14 protein-coding genes are annotated in these 16,819 nt (G+C 60.4%); all 14 read right to left on the bottom strand.

The window, feature by feature from the left end; all coding sequences use genetic code 11:
* Positions 1-50 precede the first annotated feature (50 nt).
* A complete protein-coding gene (locus ACNJX8_RS30425; protein WP_439410290.1) occupies positions 51-3,701 on the bottom strand; it encodes a phage tail tape measure protein in 3,651 nt (1,216 codons plus the stop codon).
* A gap of 272 nt (positions 3,702-3,973) precedes the next feature.
* On the bottom strand, positions 3,974-4,255 hold the full coding sequence (locus ACNJX8_RS30430; protein WP_439357757.1) for a phage tail assembly protein: 282 nt from the start codon (positions 4,253-4,255) through the stop codon (positions 3,974-3,976).
* An 88-nt stretch (positions 4,256-4,343) separates the two neighbouring features.
* Positions 4,344-4,868, bottom strand: a complete 525-nt coding sequence (locus ACNJX8_RS30435; RefSeq protein WP_439357759.1) for a phage major tail tube protein — start codon at positions 4,866-4,868, stop codon at positions 4,344-4,346.
* A gap of 96 nt (positions 4,869-4,964) precedes the next feature.
* A complete protein-coding gene (locus ACNJX8_RS30440; protein ID WP_439357761.1) occupies positions 4,965-6,401 on the bottom strand; it encodes a phage tail sheath subtilisin-like domain-containing protein in 1,437 nt (478 codons plus the stop codon).
* A gap of 252 nt (positions 6,402-6,653) precedes the next feature.
* The gene (locus ACNJX8_RS30445; protein WP_439357763.1) at positions 6,654-7,739 is read right to left on the bottom strand and encodes a hypothetical protein; all 1,086 of its coding nucleotides are present in this window, start codon (positions 7,737-7,739) and stop codon (positions 6,654-6,656) included.
* 3 nt (positions 7,740-7,742) lie between these two features.
* A complete protein-coding gene (locus tag ACNJX8_RS30450; RefSeq protein WP_439357764.1) occupies positions 7,743-9,062 on the bottom strand; it encodes a hypothetical protein in 1,320 nt (439 codons plus the stop codon).
* A 15-nt stretch (positions 9,063-9,077) separates the two neighbouring features.
* Complete coding sequence (locus ACNJX8_RS30455) at positions 9,078-9,461, bottom strand: hypothetical protein (protein ID WP_439357766.1); 384 nt, start codon at positions 9,459-9,461, stop codon at positions 9,078-9,080.
* Positions 9,462-9,463: 2 nt separating this feature from the next.
* Positions 9,464-10,654 carry a hypothetical protein gene (locus ACNJX8_RS30460; protein WP_439357768.1) on the bottom strand — a complete coding sequence of 397 codons (1,191 nt, stop codon included), beginning with the start codon at positions 10,652-10,654 and terminating at the stop codon, positions 9,464-9,466.
* Positions 10,654-10,983 carry a hypothetical protein gene (locus tag ACNJX8_RS30465; RefSeq protein ID WP_439357770.1) on the bottom strand — a complete coding sequence of 110 codons (330 nt, stop codon included), beginning with the start codon at positions 10,981-10,983 and terminating at the stop codon, positions 10,654-10,656. Before ACNJX8_RS30465 ends, ACNJX8_RS30460 begins: the two co-directional genes overlap by 1 nt.
* Before the next feature lie 23 nt (positions 10,984-11,006).
* Positions 11,007-11,765: a hypothetical protein gene (locus ACNJX8_RS30470; protein ID WP_439357771.1), complete on the bottom strand. Its 759-nt coding sequence runs from the start codon at positions 11,763-11,765 to the stop codon at positions 11,007-11,009.
* Positions 11,766-12,002: 237 nt separating this feature from the next.
* Complete coding sequence (locus tag ACNJX8_RS30475; protein ID WP_439357773.1) at positions 12,003-14,279, bottom strand: hypothetical protein; 2,277 nt, start codon at positions 14,277-14,279, stop codon at positions 12,003-12,005.
* A 76-nt stretch (positions 14,280-14,355) separates the two neighbouring features.
* A complete protein-coding gene (locus ACNJX8_RS30480) occupies positions 14,356-15,567 on the bottom strand; it encodes a phage tail protein I (protein ID WP_439357775.1) in 1,212 nt (403 codons plus the stop codon).
* Positions 15,568-15,570: 3 nt separating this feature from the next.
* The gene (locus tag ACNJX8_RS30485; RefSeq protein WP_439357776.1) at positions 15,571-16,446 is read right to left on the bottom strand and encodes a baseplate assembly protein; all 876 of its coding nucleotides are present in this window, start codon (positions 16,444-16,446) and stop codon (positions 15,571-15,573) included.
* A 10-nt stretch (positions 16,447-16,456) separates the two neighbouring features.
* Positions 16,457-16,819 (bottom strand): GPW/gp25 family protein, encoded by a 363-nt coding sequence (locus ACNJX8_RS30490; RefSeq protein ID WP_439357778.1) that lies wholly within the window; start codon positions 16,817-16,819, stop codon positions 16,457-16,459.

A 16,819-nucleotide genomic window follows, 5' to 3' on the forward strand; every position in this document is an offset into this window, starting at 1 on the left:
GTAGCAGCCCGGCCCCGCAGGGCCGAGCTTTAGTTGTTGCCCCGCGGGGCTTAGGTGTATTCCGACGAGGTGTCGTGGGTGCGCCAGTTCATGGACTCGTCGATGCGACGCTGCACCAGCGTTGCCAGCGCTTCCGGATCGTGGCTGCTGCCGTTGATGTGGATTTGGACGGGGCCACCGCCGCCACCATTCATCGTTTGCAGCATTCCGCTTGCCGGCGAGGCCGGAGGCGGAACGTTCTGGATCATACTCGCTGGCGGCACCTGATCGGTGACGCCCTTCTGTTTCCAGGGCTGCGATCCATTCCACTCGAAGTGCATCGGATCGTTGTACTTCTTGGACCAATCGCCACCCCATGACAGGCCGTACTTGGCCGCCATGTCGCGAACGTTCGCCGGCATGTCGGTTCGACCCGTGCCGTCCTGAGCGTTCTTTCCAGGGTTGATGTCGATCGCGTTGCCGTAGGCATGCTGCGACCAGCCGCCACCCTTGCGCTTGCCGCGCTTGTCGAAGCCGCCGATGGAGCTGATCTTGTAGCCGGAGGCTTCAAGCTCGTCGGCAAATCCCTTGAAGGACTCTGCCGCCGCGGCGTTGACCGTCAGCTTCTTGCCGGATGCCAGTGTGATCGTCTGCAGGTTCTCTCCGACACCGCCGTACTGGCCATGCATGAAGTTGGCCTTGCCGCGGAGTCCAAGCTTGTCAGCCAGGCCTGGAGTGACGCCAGGCGCAATCGCCGCAGCCGAGTTGCTCGCGACCTGCGTGCCGTCACCCATCTCGCCCATGAACTTCTGGACGCCAGGGAGCCAGGAGCCGTTCAGACCCCTCGGGTCGTTCGAGGCACCCAGAGGTGCGTAACGATCACGCATCTTGGCGAGGTCTCCGCCGGCCGCGTTGTAGTTCTTCGCGACCGCAAGCGCCGTCCTGTCGATGCCGGCATCAAGATCGCCGAACTGCATCAACCCGCCCTTGCCCATGATGCCGCCGGGGTTATTGCCCAACATGTGCTTGCCGCGCCCGGTCTCTTGAGCCATCACAGACGCAAGCAGCGCCGGACTTACACCTGCCCTTCGAGCAGCCGCCACGACCGAGTCGTACTTGCCTGCGAGCGGCGTTCCAGCGAACGTCCTCTCGAACGCTCCCTTGTTCAGCGAGCCGGGTATGCCACCCGGCCCAACGCCGCCGAACGACGGAATCTTGTCGCGCCGGATGATGCTGCCGCTCGGGCCGATACCCATGTTCGGCAGCGCGCTGCCCGGAGTGCTCTTGAGCAGAGCGGGAACGCCTCCGATGATGCGACCGCCAAGGCTGCCCCCACCTGAGCCGCTAAGCCCCCGACCAGATCCGCCGCCGAGCGCTGCGTACTGCAGACCGCCCGGGCCGCTATTGATGAACGCTGCGCGCTCAACCTTGCCGGTGAACTTGGTCAGACTGTCAGCCAGATCGCTGGTTCGACGTCGACCAGAGAAGTCGGTCGAGCCGGTGTAGCTGGACTTCTTGAAGTTCGGGTCTTTCGCCTTCTCCTCAAGATACTGCTTGATCCACTGCTCGTTCTCACCAGCGTAGCCTTTGCCGAACTGATACCAGGGCTGGTACTTCTTACGGGCTGCGTCGATGGTCGCCTGCCCGTATTTGTCACGGAGCATCTTCCATTTGTCGGCACCGTTGTTCAGCTCATCGTCTTCCTGGTTCGTGGTCGCTCCAGCGATTGCGGGAGCAGCTCCGGCGTACCCAGCGATGAACCGCATGACGGGGGTGAGTTTGAGCACGCCAAGGATAGCGGCGAAACCCTTGAAGAAGGTGATGACGTTGTTCATCGTCTCGGCAAGCGTGCCTATCGACTTCAGCGCAACGATCAGTTCGAGGATGTGTCCGGTGAAACGTCCAAGCGCTTCGGGATCACTACCGCCGAACGCGGCTGCAGCTCCGTTGAACATCTCAGAGGCAACATGCCACATCTTGACCAGCTCTGACATGAACCCCTTCGTGAACAGGCGGACCTTTTCGGCCCAGCCGGCTGCATCGAAGTCCTTCGGATCACCGAAGGAGTCCTTGAGCATCGCGGTCCAGTTCTCGTAACCGAGGCCCTGGACGAGACCGGTCGTGAACCCCTCGACGATTGAGGAGATTTTCTGCGTATCGAACTTCTGGAGATATCCGGTAAAGAACTCCGAGATCTCTCCGAACGCTTTCTCAAGACCGGCGCCGGCCGCTTCCCAGATCAGGGCCATTGCAGAAGTCAGCGACTTCCACCGACCACTAAGCGATTTCAGCTTCTGCGCACTGATCTCATCGAGTTTCAGCTTGTTCTTTGGATCGCGGATGTCCGCGAGAACTTTGACGAGATTGGGGTATTCCTTAGCGAAGACAGCAAGCTCATCACGCCACTCGCGCATACCCAACAGATTCAGCGCTTTCGCCTGATCCTGCGGGTTCATGCCGGAGATACGCTTGAAAATCTCCATCATGGTGTCGGCCGGACTAGCCAACATCTTGCGGGACAGACCTTCGCGGCCTCCCATGTGAAGCATATTCCCGACCTGGGCCAGGTCTTGCGCGCGCTTGCCCCTCGCGTTCTTGGCGCCGGCCAGTTCGTTGTACATGAACTGGATCGCCGAGCCGGCCTTTGCCGACTGAAGACCGGCCGAAACTCCGATCGACGTGAAGGCAGAAAGGTCCTCGGCCTTGAAGTTCTTGTTGACGAGGACGCCGGCCGCCCTGCGGTTGGCAGCGATGATTTCGTTCGAGTCGGCAGCCGTATCGATGTTGGCGATTGCGACCGCGTTGAGAACGCTCTTCAGCTTGTCAGGATCAAGTTTTGACATGTCCTGCGTAAGCGTCGCCACACGAGTGGCGAATTTGGTCGTCTCCTTCAGATCAAGATCGAGACCCGCCCCAGACTTCAAGATGGTGTCGGTGACGGCCTGCGCCTTATCCTTGGGAACACCGGCCTTGATGACCTCGGTGTAGGCGTCGATCATCTTGTCGGGCGATAAGCCGTACTTGATGGCCGCTCCGTTGCCGTAGGACTGGCGCATCTTGCGCACTTCATCCTGGCTCATTTCGCCGAACATCCGCAGGTTCGTCTCTGCGGTGTCTGCCCTCATGCGCGTTCTGAAGGCGCTGACGGCGCCGTATCCCGTTGCGCCAGCTGCGGCGACGGCGTATGGGGCGGCTCGATTTCCGATCCGGGACATTGAGCCGAACGCGCCCATCGCCTCACGGCGCATACGGGCAATGTTCGTGAAGTGCCGACGCTGCCTGATCTGCTCATTGCGCAGGTGGGCCGCCAGCAGGTTCTGCTCCTGCTCATAGATGCGGCGCGAGAGGTTGAGTTTATCGTCGCCAACCTTGTTGTGGAGATACATGAACGCTTGAGCGTTCTTGTAGTGCATCTTCAGCAGCCCTTCGAGGCGGTCGCGCTCTTTCTTCGTTCCGCGCTTCCTGACGCCTTCGAGCTTCTCGTGCTGCTTCTGCAGCTTGATGATTTCGTTGGTGAGCAGACCCCAGGTGAGGCCGGCTTTCTCGTTGAGAACGTTGTTCTGCTTGGCCCAGGTCAAGTGCTTCTGGGTGAGACCATTCAGAGACCTGCCCGTTTTATCGAGCTTCTTGATGTAGCCTTCCATCGGGATATCGGTGATGGTCGACCTGGCCTTCTTTCCGAAGCTGGCCATCCGGTCTTCGAGGCTCTTGATCTTCGCCAAAAGCTTCACGACGGTCGGGGACAGCTTGTCTTCGCCAGTAAGGCGCGCCCTGATGTCGAGATTGTTGTCGGACATTCCGCTCCCCGGAGTCAAAAAAAAGGATGCTCAGGGCTATTTCTGGCCCTGAGCTGCACGTATCCGTGCCATTTCTTCGGCGTCGCGCATGTTCAGCGCGTGGACGCCTTCAGCAATTGCGATGAAGTCGTCCCATTCCAGCCTCTCCACGTCTTCGAGCGTCCAGTGGAAGCGCTCGAAGATCGGGAAGCTGTCGATTAGGATTCGTCCGATACGTTCGTCATGAGTTCCAAAAAACCCTCGAACCACTGCTTCATGGGGGCGAAGTCCTCGGAGTCGATTTCGGCGATGACGACGGTGTCGACCTCGAACAGGTCGGCCAGCACCTTCTCCATCGCGCCCATGCCGTCCTTCTCGACGTTCTTGATGAACGTGCGGATGTCGCGGACCTTCGGCCGACGAGCTTTGAACTCGATGTAGGTCGCACCGCGGTGCTCGAACGGGAATTTGAGGGGGAAGTTCTTCTTGTCGGTAGCCATAGTTTGCACGCCTTGTCTTGCACAGAAAGAAAAAGGCCCCGCCAGTTAAGGCGAGGCCAGTGGGTAGTCCGATCTCTGCAGCTACGCCTTAGTAGGTGAAGCCGAGGATCCGCCGAGCGTTTGCGCTCTGGTCCTGTCCGCCGATGACCGTGATCTTGTTGAACACGTCGATTTCGGTGACGGTCTTGCCGTCGATTTCGTGACGGAAATAGTTCGCACACAGGCTGACGGCCATGTCGACCTTCTTGCCGGCCTCGACGCGGCTCGGCTTGATCGACTTGATCAGGCTGTGGGTTTCGATCACGACGCCCTTCTCGGCGCCGCTCGCGGTCAGAAGATAACCGCGGAAGGTGATCGGCACGTCAAGCGAACCGGGACCGTAGCCGAGGTTCGACCAGACCTGCTCGTCCCAGGTATGGAGGTTGAAGTCGAACTCGATCTTTTCGATGCCGTACGGAATTTCCACCGTGCCGTCCATGCCACCACCGCGGAACTCTTCCGTCTGGATGTTGATTTCGGGCGGCTGGAAGTTCGGGGCCTCGCCGATCTTGCCGATGTCGTCGATCCAGACCGTGAAGTCCTGGAAGATGTTGCTGTCGCGAAGATTGCTCATTTATGTCTCCGGCCACGCCAGAGCGCGCCCGGCCCATCAGGACCGAGCGGCTCATGACTAGCTGTGTTGTGGTTGATGCTGCGGAGCGCCTACGCCTTAGGCGTTGTTGGCGATCGTGCGCGTGAACTCTTCGATGAAATCGTTGTAGTAGTTCGGATTTCGTCGAGCGCGGAACTGGAGGTGCTCCAAGCAGGCCGGGGGCTCGAGATCGAAGTCGACCGTCAGCTCGCCGCCAGCGAAGGTCGCCGGGGTGTTGATGGTCGGGTCGATCCACGCCCGTCCACCGATCAGAGCACCGCGAGCGCGGAGCAGTCGGAGGTACTTGTTGACGTCGCCCTGGATGCCGGACAGCAGCTGCAGGCTGAAGGGCTTGTCGAGGCGCGAACGCTCAGCGCGCTCCAGGCTCTCGTAGACCATGTCAGCGGTGCGGCGGACCGACAGCTGAGCCCAGAGCGGGTCGGTGCCGGTGTTGCGCAGACCCCAGAACCGGAAGCCGTCATCGTGGATGATGGTCGTGATCTGCTGGCTGTTCAGCTGGTTGGCTTCGCAGTCGCGATCGTTCGGCATGAAGTCGACGGGCCGCGCCGGGCCGCCGATGTTCTGGATCAGCTCGTTCGAGAACGAGTACCAGAAGCCCTTCTCCTCGTCGATGCGCGCCTGGATGCCGGCCGCGTAGGCCGAAGCAGGCTTCGTCACGTAGATGGAGTTCTCGATGTCCCAGCTCAGAACGCCGGGGTCGACGATCGAGATGCGCTGGCTGCCATAGTCCTGGCGATAGGACACCGCGTCCTCGTAGGAGGTGCCGGGGCCGTCGAGGAAGGCGACTGCGCGCAGGCGATCGACGATGGAAGCCATCGCGACACCGACCGGGTTGGCGACGTGGTCCACCGTCGCGGTGACCGCGGCACCCGCACCTGCACCAGCGATGGTGACGGTGGGGACGGTGTCGTAGCCGAAGCCGGGGTCGGTGATGATCGCGCCGGTCAGCTTGCCGGCGACCACCTGGGGCACAGCCGTGGCCTGACGTCCGCCCGCTGCGGGCGGGTCGATCGTGATGGTCGTGGTGGCGAGGACGTAGTTCGAGCCCGGGTCGGCGATCACGAGGTTCTTGATGCCGTTGCTCGGGCGACCAGAGGTGTGGCCGGGGGCGACCAGGAGCTTCGGCACCAGGCCGAGCATCGGACGCGCCTTGAGCAGCGACCAGATACCGGTCTTGCCTGACGGCGACCCGACGGCGTTCGACCAGGTCTCTTCCTGGGTCATGCCCTCTTCGACGCGGACCACGACAACGACAGCCGACTTCTGGCTGTAGATCGCGTCGACGGCGTCGAGCAGCGTGCCCGTGGATTTCAGCTGACCCGCCTTCAGTGCGTCGGCGAACACCGGCACCGGAGTGTTGAGCGGGAAGATATTCGGGTCGGCGTCAGGGGCGGTGCCGACCAAGCCGATCACGTTCGACTTGACGGTCTCAACCGGTCCCGAGGGGCTGTCGAGTTCGATCGTCTCGATGCCGTGGAGATATTGAACAGTCACGTAGGGTTCTCCCAAACGAAAAAAGCCACCCGTGAGGGCGGCCTGGTGGAGGTTGGTTGGTTAGTTAGGGTCTCGACGAGGCGTTACATTCTCGCGTTCAGCACGTATTCGTCTTCAAAGTAGCCGTTGCCTGTGGCGTTCGCGGATTTGTAGAACAGCGCGCTACGGTTGTTGGTGAAGGAGCTTTGGATCGCCGCTGATGTAGTTCTTCTGGACCTGCTTGAGGCCACGTTCGAGGGCGCGTGTCATCGGTTACATTCTCGCATTGGCTTTCCAGCTACCCGCGACGAGGTAGGAGTTGTTTGTGGTGACCGTTGACGTGGAGAAAGAGGCGCCAAATCCGTCTGCTCCGACCATGAATGTGCTGATCCCGGACCCATCGACATAGGCCGAGCCGTTGAACCATTGCCACTGACCTGCGACCGGGGACGCCTTCACGTTGGACGCATAGAACGTCATTGTCGGCGCAGCCCGCATCGTGACCGGGAATTTGAGTTTCTGCGACGCCAGACCAGCGCTGTTCACCGCCGAGCCGAAGAACTTCTGAGTTTGGATGTTGTCAGCAGGAGGCGTGTTGATTGCGAAGTCGGAGCAGAAATACCGCTGGCAGAGCAGTAGCTCGATCACCGGATCGGGAACCTGGAACGCAGGTGCCGTCGTGCCTTCATAGAGACCAACGTCGAACAGCTCGAACACGTTGCCGTTGGTGCCCATGAAGTTGAATTGATTGGCACTAGCCAAGAAGTTTCCAGCAGTCCATACACCTGCTGGGGTTTGGTAGGTAGAGCCAGCCATAAGCGACCAGGACAGATACACACCCGCAGTGTTGTCGATCGCCCAAGTCCCGGTGTTGTCGAGCGTTAAATTGATCGTCTTTACGACATCGGTGTTAGCTTCTCCTGCCGAAATCGTATATTCGCCAACATAGCTCCGATTTGGAGCACCGTTTCTGAACGCAACGCAGTAGGTCCCCGCAGGCGCCTTAACACCGAATTGCAAAACAACTGTCTTGGGGGTAGCCGATCCAGATTTCAGATCAGCAATCCTCAACCCCTCAACAGGTTGCGTGATGTTCAAGAAGTCACCGGAAGCAACCGAAGCGTCAGCGGCTGTCACCGTAACACGCAAGCGGTTGGGCGATCCTGCGGGCGTAGCACTAGCAACTTGTGCCATGCTGATGGTGCCCGAATTGCTGAACGCCGCATAAAACTGATCGACAGGGAAGTAGCCGTTCGCCGTTCCTACCGTCGTTCCATTCTCCTGCGACAGCATCATGGCGCCGTTGATGATGTAGTTCTTGCGGAACTGCGAGAGCCCGCGTTCGAAGGCGCGTGTCATAGATTAAAGCCTCGCGTTCGCGTTGATTGTCTGAGCACCACGGGAGGTCTGGGAAAAATACCCGCTTTGACCATCTGTGAAGCCGTTGGCCGCGAAGCCTGCTGCACCCCCGGTAAACGTAGGTGTGGCTCGCATTTTCACCGGCAACACTGTGGAGAAAACCTGCACACCCGTGTCAACGACCCATGACTGCAACTGCTGCCAGTATCGCTTGCACAAGCTGATCTCACCGGCATAGTCAGGCAATTGGAATGGCGGCGCAGCGTTGCCTTCGTAAAGCCCAACGTCGAACAGTTCGAAGACGCTGCCATTGGCGGCGAGCAAATTGAACTGGTTCGATGTCGCGTAGATCGCCGAGCCCTGCCAAGAACCCGCCGGTCCTTGAAAAGAGCTACCGCAAGTCAGGGTCCACCAAATGATGATCCCTGCTGTGTTGTCGGTGTTCCAGGTGCCAGCGATGTCTCCGGGAATAGGGATCGACACCATGATATCGGTGTTGGCCTGTCCCGCCGAGATTGTATATTCCGCGACGTATGAGCGCGTCGAAGCTGAGTTCTGAACGGTGATGCAGTATGTTCCTGCGGGCGCCTTCACCCCGAACTGTAAGACGCAATTTTTTGCACCCGACTGTCCGAACTTCAGATCAACGCACCGTTGACCTTCGATCGACTGCGAGATGGCCGTGAGGTCTCCCGCCGCGAGAGCGTGCGCCGAAGTTGAGGTGACACGAATGCGGTTCGGTGATCCGCCAGGCGTCGGGCTCGCAACCTGGGCCGCCGACCAGGGAAGCGTGTTGCCGCGCATTGCAAATTGATCGACCGGATGAGATCCAACCGCAGTGACGGCAGTCGTCCCGTTCTCCTGCGAGATCTGCATGCCGCCGTTGATGATGTAGTTCTTCTTCGTGATACCGGCGTTGGCGCGCGCGATCGCCTGCTGAACCGCGGTTGTCGCCTGGACCACGGAGTAGCTCAAGGCGCCCAGGTTCGCAGCCGCGAGCCCCTGCTGAGCGGCGGAAAGCTGCTGCGGCGCCAGGAAGGAGACCGAGTCCGCCACGCCAAAATTGGTCGGCGCGAAGACGTAGAGGGTGTCGCCCGCATTCGCGCCGCGCGAAAGCGTGATCGTGGATCCGTCGGTGGCGATGTAGTCATCGGGCGACAGCCAGGAGCCGTCCAGACTAACCTCGACCTGACCGGGCGTGTAACGCAGCGTCAGGCCATTCTTGTCGGTGCCGCCGAACGTGGCCTGCCTTGCGGCTGCCGAGAACTGAAACCGCGCGAACCGCCCCACTCCATTGGGGCCGTTGCCGACGAAACCTGACATGGTGGGATTTCCTGTTTAGACGAGCGCGTTCGCCCGGATCAAAAGATTGTCGACCTGATCGCTGGTCAGATTCATCGACGCGATCATGCCCTGCACCAGAGGATCGGAGCGCTTGACCTCGATGCAGAGATCCCACTCTTCCTGGGTTGCAGGATTGGCAGCGATGTTCGCCTTCACAGCGGACCACTGGCCGATCTCGTCGAAGGCGCGCTTGAGCCCGAGCTTGGTGCAGCTCGTCGGCACGGGAACCGGCGGAGCAACGTAGGGATCGGGCGTGTTGCCGGCCGCAAGCCAGGCTTCGTAGGCCTGGCGATCGACGTTCGCCAGATCATTCGGGATGCAGGCGCTGTCGGCCAAGCGAATGACGGTATCGGATTCGGTGAGTTGATAGTCAGACATTGTTACATCCTTGCGTTGGCAAAGAGGCCAGAGCCGGCCACAGAGATTTCAATTTGACACCCCTGACCGCTGACCATGCCGCTTGACACGATGGCAGATACTGTTGCGGACTGGGCAGTGACACCGTTGGTGCCGATACTCGAAACCGAAATACTTGTTCCGTTGGTGCGAACTTGCAAACCACCCGATCCGGTGCCCGATATCGTGGGTGTCGCACGCATGGACGGCTGAAACACCCAAGTGGCCAAAGCCAACGTGCTGCTATGACACACCCCGGCGGCGAGCGAAGCGTTGACACCCGAACCGACAAGGTTCTGATAATAGCGCCGACACAGAGCCAATTCGCTTGAGTAGTCTGGAAGCTGAAACACAGGGGCCACCGAACCATCATAGAGTCCAACGTCGAACAGTTCGAACACGTTGCCGTTGGTGGCGAAGAAGTTCGTCTGTGCGTTGGTGAAGAATCCACCTGGCACACCCCACGAACCTGGAGCGGTCTGCACTGAGCCTGCTGAGGTCAACACGATATCAAGCTGAATGCCAGTGGTGTTGTCGGTCGCCCACGTTCCGGTAGTATCGCCAATGATGACCACTGCCTTCACCACGTCAGTGCCAGCTTCCCCCGGCGCAATGGTGAACTGCCCAGTGTAGCAGCGGTTCGTGGCGCCGTTGAAGATGGTCACGCCATAGGTGCCGGCGGGAGCGTTCACGCCAAGTTGGATCGTGATCGTTTTGGCCAAAGCAGTTCCGAAGAGGAGATCGGCCATTCTCGCCCCTTCGATCTTTTGTCGAAGGGTGGTGTAGGTGCCGGCAGCTGGAGTGACGGCAGCAGTTGCAGTCACGCGGATTCGGTTGGGTGAACCTCCAGGCGTCAGCTTTGCAACCTGTGCGACAGAGAATGATACCCCTGCGGTCGTCGCCAGAGTCCACTGATCAACCGGGTAGAATCCATTTACTGTGCCAGCAGTCGAGCCATTCTCTTGCGAGATCTGCATCCCGCCGTTGATGATGTAATTCTTCTTGGTGACGCCAAGAACAGCGCGGGCGGAGGCTCTATCGAGGTAGGAGGATTGCGATTGACGGGCGCCGGATGACTCTGGCTTGATGTTCAGATATCGGCTGTCGCCCGCAGCGACGATATCGGCCTCAGTGAGCGGACGTGAAGCCGGACCCGGTCCTGCGAACGCAGTCATTATGCACCACTCTGATAATACGGCATGACCACATCGAGGGATGCGGCGGCACTTGATTTGGCGAAGGCCTGGTCTCCAGCGATCATGGCGACCTTGCCCAGCGTCCCCCATGGGAACAGGGTCTCGCCGGCCGGGATCGTGAAGCTCTTCAGCACGTAGGTGTCGTTCGGACCCGTCTCACGAAGGAGAAGGTCGACGGAGATCGGGTTGGGCGATGTGTTGCACATCGACATACCAATCACGGTGTAACTACTGCCAGCCGGGACAGCCGTGTTCAGCGCCGTCAACGCCGTGCCGATGTTGCGAGTCGTAAAGCGAGCGAGAGGCATTGATGGTCCTTAAATCTTGACGGTCAGCCGAGAGCGATGGCGAGGCCAATGGCTGTGTTCAGGGTGTTCACCAGCGTGTCGTTCACACCCGGCGATGACCCTGCCGTTACGTTGGCAACCATGGTCGCTGCGGCGGATGCAGAGGCGTCAGCTGCGAGTCGGTCGGCGTGGGCAGCGGCGGCGTCACTGGCGGTCTGAACAGCGCTTGCAGCTGCGGCGTCCCTAGCGGCGATGGCGTCGGTACGTGCGGACTGCACCTGCGCCAGGATGTCGACCACCGCCTGTGAAATGGCGGTGCCGACATAGATGACCCAATCGGTGAACGGGCCGGGATTTCCGTGGATCTCAACCGGCTGGATCACCAGCTCGCCCGTATCCTTGCTGTATGAGATCAGCTTGGCGAATGCGTAGTCGTTCTGGCTGCCAACACGGCAGACCGTCAGGAACGGTGATGGCTCGAACAGCTCGCGCTCTGCCGTGTCGCTGACCACGAAAGTCTGGCTGGTCGTCGTATCGAGGGTGATCGAGGTATTCGGGTGGACGACAAGGAAGCCCTGACGGGATACCAGCGCCACCTTGTCGAGGGCCGGCGCCAGAACCAGGTTCAACCGGTCAAGCGCGAGGCCTTCGATGTAGGTGCTTAGACCGCCGATCGAATCGAGTTCATCCTCGTTCGAGGAAACGCGACGATCGATGTCATCGAACCGCCGATTCCAATACTCGGGGTCGCCGAGATTGTCTCTCGGCTTGACCTGATAGATCTGCTGAAATCGGCGGGCCATTCCTTAGACCTCTTCGAAACTGAGGACGGCATCACCGAGCGCTGAGACAACATCTCCGAAAACGGTGACTTCGTGTCTTGGACTTGCCCAGATCCCGGGCGCAACCTGAGCGGCACGCCCCAGCTTGATGCTGTAGCGTTTCTTGGGATCCGGAGTGCGCGCTGCCGGAGCCGCGGGCGCAGCAGCAGGAGCAGCCGCCGGAGCGGCTGCGGTGTTCGTGTCTGCCATGTTTGAGCCTTACTTGGTGTAGTAGACGCGCTCGGCGACGTGATACGTCACCTGGGGCGAGTTGGTGGTGCCGGTCTGCTCGATCACGAAGGACGTCGTTCCAGCCGGGAGGCTGAAGGTGAACGTCTTCTGAACACGCTTGGCGGTCGCATCCTTGACGGCGGAGACGGTGGTGACCGGGTTGTACTCGGTCGATCCAACACGAACCGTGATGCCGTAGGTATGCGGCGTCGAGTCGAAACCTTCGAGCAGGATCTCCATGACCAGGTTGTTGGCGGTGCTCGACATCGCCGGAACAGTCTGTGCCTTGGAGACGTGCTTGAACGCCGTCTTCGGCCGGTAGACCGTGACGCGAGATCCCGTCAGATGCAGGATCGGCATCATGTCCTGGGTACCGACGAAGCGAGCCCTGAACTGCGCCAGCGGCGGAGCCTGGGCCAGAACGCCGGAGTTATCCGGAACGAGAGGCTCCCACTGGCCGGAGCCGTTCGGGCGCATCTCGTAGACGAGATCGCACGAGCCGGGTACCCACTGCTCAGTGAGGATGTCGACGGTACGGAAGCCGCCGTCGAGCGTGATCGGAGCGAACTCGATCGCAACCTGGGCCGCGGCGAACTGGGCGCCGTAGACCTGGATCATCATGTCCTTGGTGAGGTCACCGAGGTAGTACAGGCCGTCCGTCGAGTAGAAGAACGTGCCGTCCAGGTAGCTCTGACCGGAGGTCATGCCGATCTGGTGGTTCGCGTTCGAGATGAACACGAAGGCGTACCGCTTACCCTTCGCCAGGAAGGTAGGCTGGATCGGAAGCGTGTTCCAACCGTTGACGATCGAGGCCTGCGGATACACCGTCTTCAGACAGACCTTGGTGAGATCGGGCTGGCCCGCGGTGACTTCCGCGAGCGCGATGTGGATGTCTTCGTTGGCACCCTTGGCGGTGATGTAGAAGCCGACCCGGGTCGCGATCATGTCGTTGGAGACCAGGAAGGTCTGGGCGACCTGAGCGCCAGTGATGGCCTGGTTCGTGTACACATCGTACATGAACGGCTCTTCCCAGGTGTCCAGCCACCAGTTGTCGGTGCGGTAGCCCTGATGCCACTGCATCCCGGGAGCCGTGTCCTGGTAGTTCTGGTAGTACGTGGTGAAGCCGACGCTGCCGAAGTCGTACAGGTTCGTCGCGTTCGCGGGCTGGCCCGGGATGTTGTAGTTGTTGCCGTTGGTGCAGACCTCGAGACCACCGCCGTACCGCAGGCGCGTGCGGGACATGTAGCCCACCTGCATGTTGTGGACCTGGTAGCCGTACTGGGCGATGCCGAGCGACTCCTTGTAGGCGCCGGTCTGGACCTTCACCACCTCGATATACTTCGGCATCAAGAAGCCGCCGACGTTCGAGGCGTTCGGGTCGTTGGCCGAGAACAGCGAGATCTCGAATTGGTTGGCATTCGCGTCGGGGAAGCGGATACCTTCCTGGATCTTCGTGTCGTAGCCGAGGAGCAGGGTGTTGGTGGTGTCGGACTTGTTGATGTCCAGGAAGAAGTCGGCGTCGAAGCCCGAAGCGTCGGACGGATAGCGCAGGCTCTCCTTGACGCGGGCGAGATCTTCGACCACCCGGGACAGATCCTGCTTGTCACTGAGGCCCGAGACGCGGTTCGCGAGGTCCGCTAGGTCCGAGGCCAGCGAGGTGACGCGCGGCTCGATGATCGCCTTGAAAGCTTCGAGCAGATCGGTGCGGATGTCGAGAGCGTCGGTGGAGACCACCGCGTTCTGATCCTGCATGTCGATCGAGATGATCTGGGTGGTATCCAGCAGGATGTTCGCGATCACGACATGCGTGGCCGGCACTGCGGGCGGGACCGGATCGGCGGCTTCTGCGCCGGCCGTAAACACGATCTGCACATCGCGCGAGCGCGTCATCGCGACAGCACGCGGCTCGACGGTGCCGGTGTCAACGTCGGTCAGATAGTCGCGGGTCTCGACATCGGTCTCTACGGTCTGGCCGTAGGCGGAGATGGTGACCATTCGACGGGCGGCGGCAGCAACGTAGGTTGCAAGCGACTGCGTCAAAACTGAACGGAGGTTATAGACGGCACCAGCGTCATACACCCGTCCGGCGCCAACCGTGACTTCGACCTGGCCGGTCTTGGTGGCCATCAGGCCAGAATACTTCCGGGTAGCGGCGACTGCGTCATGCACGATGTTGTCCATCGCGGTTTGAACGTAGTCCTGGATGTTGTTGTGGTCGGTCGCTACCTGTTCCTGATAGTCCCTAAAGATTACTTCGCGGTCCATCTAAGGCCTCTGTTTTGGGCACGAAAAAGCCCACCGTCCCGCGACGATGGGCTATGTGCGTTTGGGGTGTAAAAGATCAAATGACGATGGGATCGCCAGCGAACTTCGGCAGCCCGGCGATGAACCCGGGCTTGGTGTTGGTGTCTAGGACGATCTTGTCGCTCAGGCGCTTGGCAGCCATGATAGCCTTGCGGTTTTCCAGCATCAGGCGGCCGTCGTGCGGCGTAAAGAAGCTGGTTCTCGGAGCAAACGGCTGCCCCAGCCGAGCCTTGAACCTGCTCCACCTGGATTGCATCCGCACCTTCAGCTCTGCCGAGTGCGGCTGGATGCCATATCGTCCGACCCCCATGAACTGGACAGTCGGTCGCTGCGGCATCTGGATGGAGCCATCATTGATCGCGTATCGCTCGAAGGTCTGATATGGAGCAATCGACGGAACGTAGTAGCGCTTGTGGATCGGCCGGCCACTATAGACTGCATGACCTTCCTTGCCGGTGATCGTCACGATCTCTGGCGTGGTCGATACCGGCTCAAGCGACGGTCCAACGGCAATTCGCCAGGGGCTGAGTACCAGCGGGGCGATCGTGATGATGCGCTTGTAGGCGGTCGACGGAACCGGAAACTTTTTCTTCAGGTTCAGCGGCCGGTTGCAGAAGATCGAGTACGGCAGATGCGCCTTCACGAAGAGGCGGTACTGTCCGCGGTCAACTTCGATCCTGGTGTCCTGCTCCACGCCGCCAACGACCCAGACCGACTTCTTTGAAAGCCGCGTGATGGCATCATTCGGACAGGTGAACCTGTTCTCCAGGAAGCTGTGATAGCGCGCCCCGCCCGAGAACATCCGCTTCTTGCCGGCGCCCAGAAGGTAATTCTGGTAGATCCTGACCTGAGGAAGCTGGCTGAGCCATGCCTCGCGCTGCTCCTTGGTGAGAGAAGCTCCGGAGAACAGCTTGGCAGGCGGCACCGTTGCCTTGATCACCTGGCTGCCGATAAGATCGAGATAGGTCTCGATCGACTTCAGCGTGCCCTTGATCTGGTGGTGCTTGATCGCATTGGCGATCACACTGCGGCGCTTGGTGATCGGCCAGCTCGGATCCCACATGTCGACCGAGAGAGCCCATGCCAGGTAAGGCAGCAGGTTCTCAGGGCATCGCCACGGATCCCACAGCAGCCGGATCGGAATGTCGAGGTCCAGCAGGCGATCGACCTGCGAGGCGAGCGTACGCTCGAAGACCGTCGCGTTCGGCGCCAGGATGTTGTCCATCAACCGGGTCGGAGTGTTCGCCATCGCTTACTCCATCCGGGTCGGCAGCGGATTGACCGTAGCGGACTCGATGAGCGCGCACTGGCTGTTATCCACCACCACATTCTGTGCCGGCGAGATCAGATCGACGGACTGGACACCCTCCTGATTGAGGGCCGAAATGATTGCTGACCGTGTCAGGTCCCGCCCGATCAGGGAGACATTGGCACGCACCTGGTTGAGCGCCTTGCCGATGTCGGCCATGACGAGCGAAGCGTCGGGACCGGGATACAGGGTGACATTGGCAACGATCTGCTGCTTCAGCACCTTGACCGGTACGACCGTGATGACGTCCGTCAGAGGCTTGATCCCTTTCGAGTTCAGCCTGGTGATGACGTTGTAGATGATGTCCTTGGTCGGAACCGGGTCAGAACCATTCTGCATGATGGTGACCTGAACCCCGCCGCGCTCATTGATCTTGACGGCGGTGGCGTCCCGGATCCGGACGTCGGCGGTGAGCGCCTGGTAGATGTAGGCGCCTTCAGAACCGGCGGTCGTAAACGCCTCTGGAGCGAGCTGTGCCCGGCGCCGCAGGCTGTCGTCGGTCTCGCCGGCCGCGCGCTGAACGCCGAAGAAGGCGGCGAGGTTGTCGAGGTCTGCGCCCTTCGAGAAGGCCAGCATGACTGCCCTGGCCGCCGCGTTGATGCGGGCTCGAACGAGCAACTCGCCGTATGCCTGAGGTTCGAGGATGACGTTCGTTGGCGACTGTTCGAGGTTGATTGCCGCCGCGAGCCTCGGGTCCTTGGCAATGACCTCGTCCTTGTAACGCTGAAGCAGGTCCTCGTAAACGATCGTCTCGACCACGTCCGGCGGTGGTAGTCGCGCGAAGTCGATATACAGCGCGGGCGACGTGTAGTTGGGCATTTGACCCTCGCTAGAGTGATACTTTCGTCCGCTTCAGAGCGGCATCCACGAGGTCGACGCCCTCGATCGTAATCGTGATCTTCCCTGATGCATCGAACTCATCGATCGACACGCGCGTCACCTTGAACTCGGGCTCGTAGGTGTTGATCGCCGCGATCGCGGCCATCATGCCGGCCATGATGACTTCCTGGTTGCCAGGTTTGTCCTGCATGTCGATGAACTTCGATCCCCACCACAGGCGCATCAAACGAGTGCGCAGCCTGGTGGTGAGGATGACGTAGATGCTTTGCTTGATGCGCTCCCAGCCCTGGATCAACTCGCCCGTAAAGCGGTCGACGTCGACCAGGTGCTCGGTCGACTGCGACGTCGCCAT

The organism is Bradyrhizobium sp. SPXBL-04 (assembly GCF_051853035.1).
Classification (GTDB): Bacteria; Pseudomonadota; Alphaproteobacteria; order Rhizobiales; family Xanthobacteraceae; genus Bradyrhizobium; species Bradyrhizobium zhanjiangense.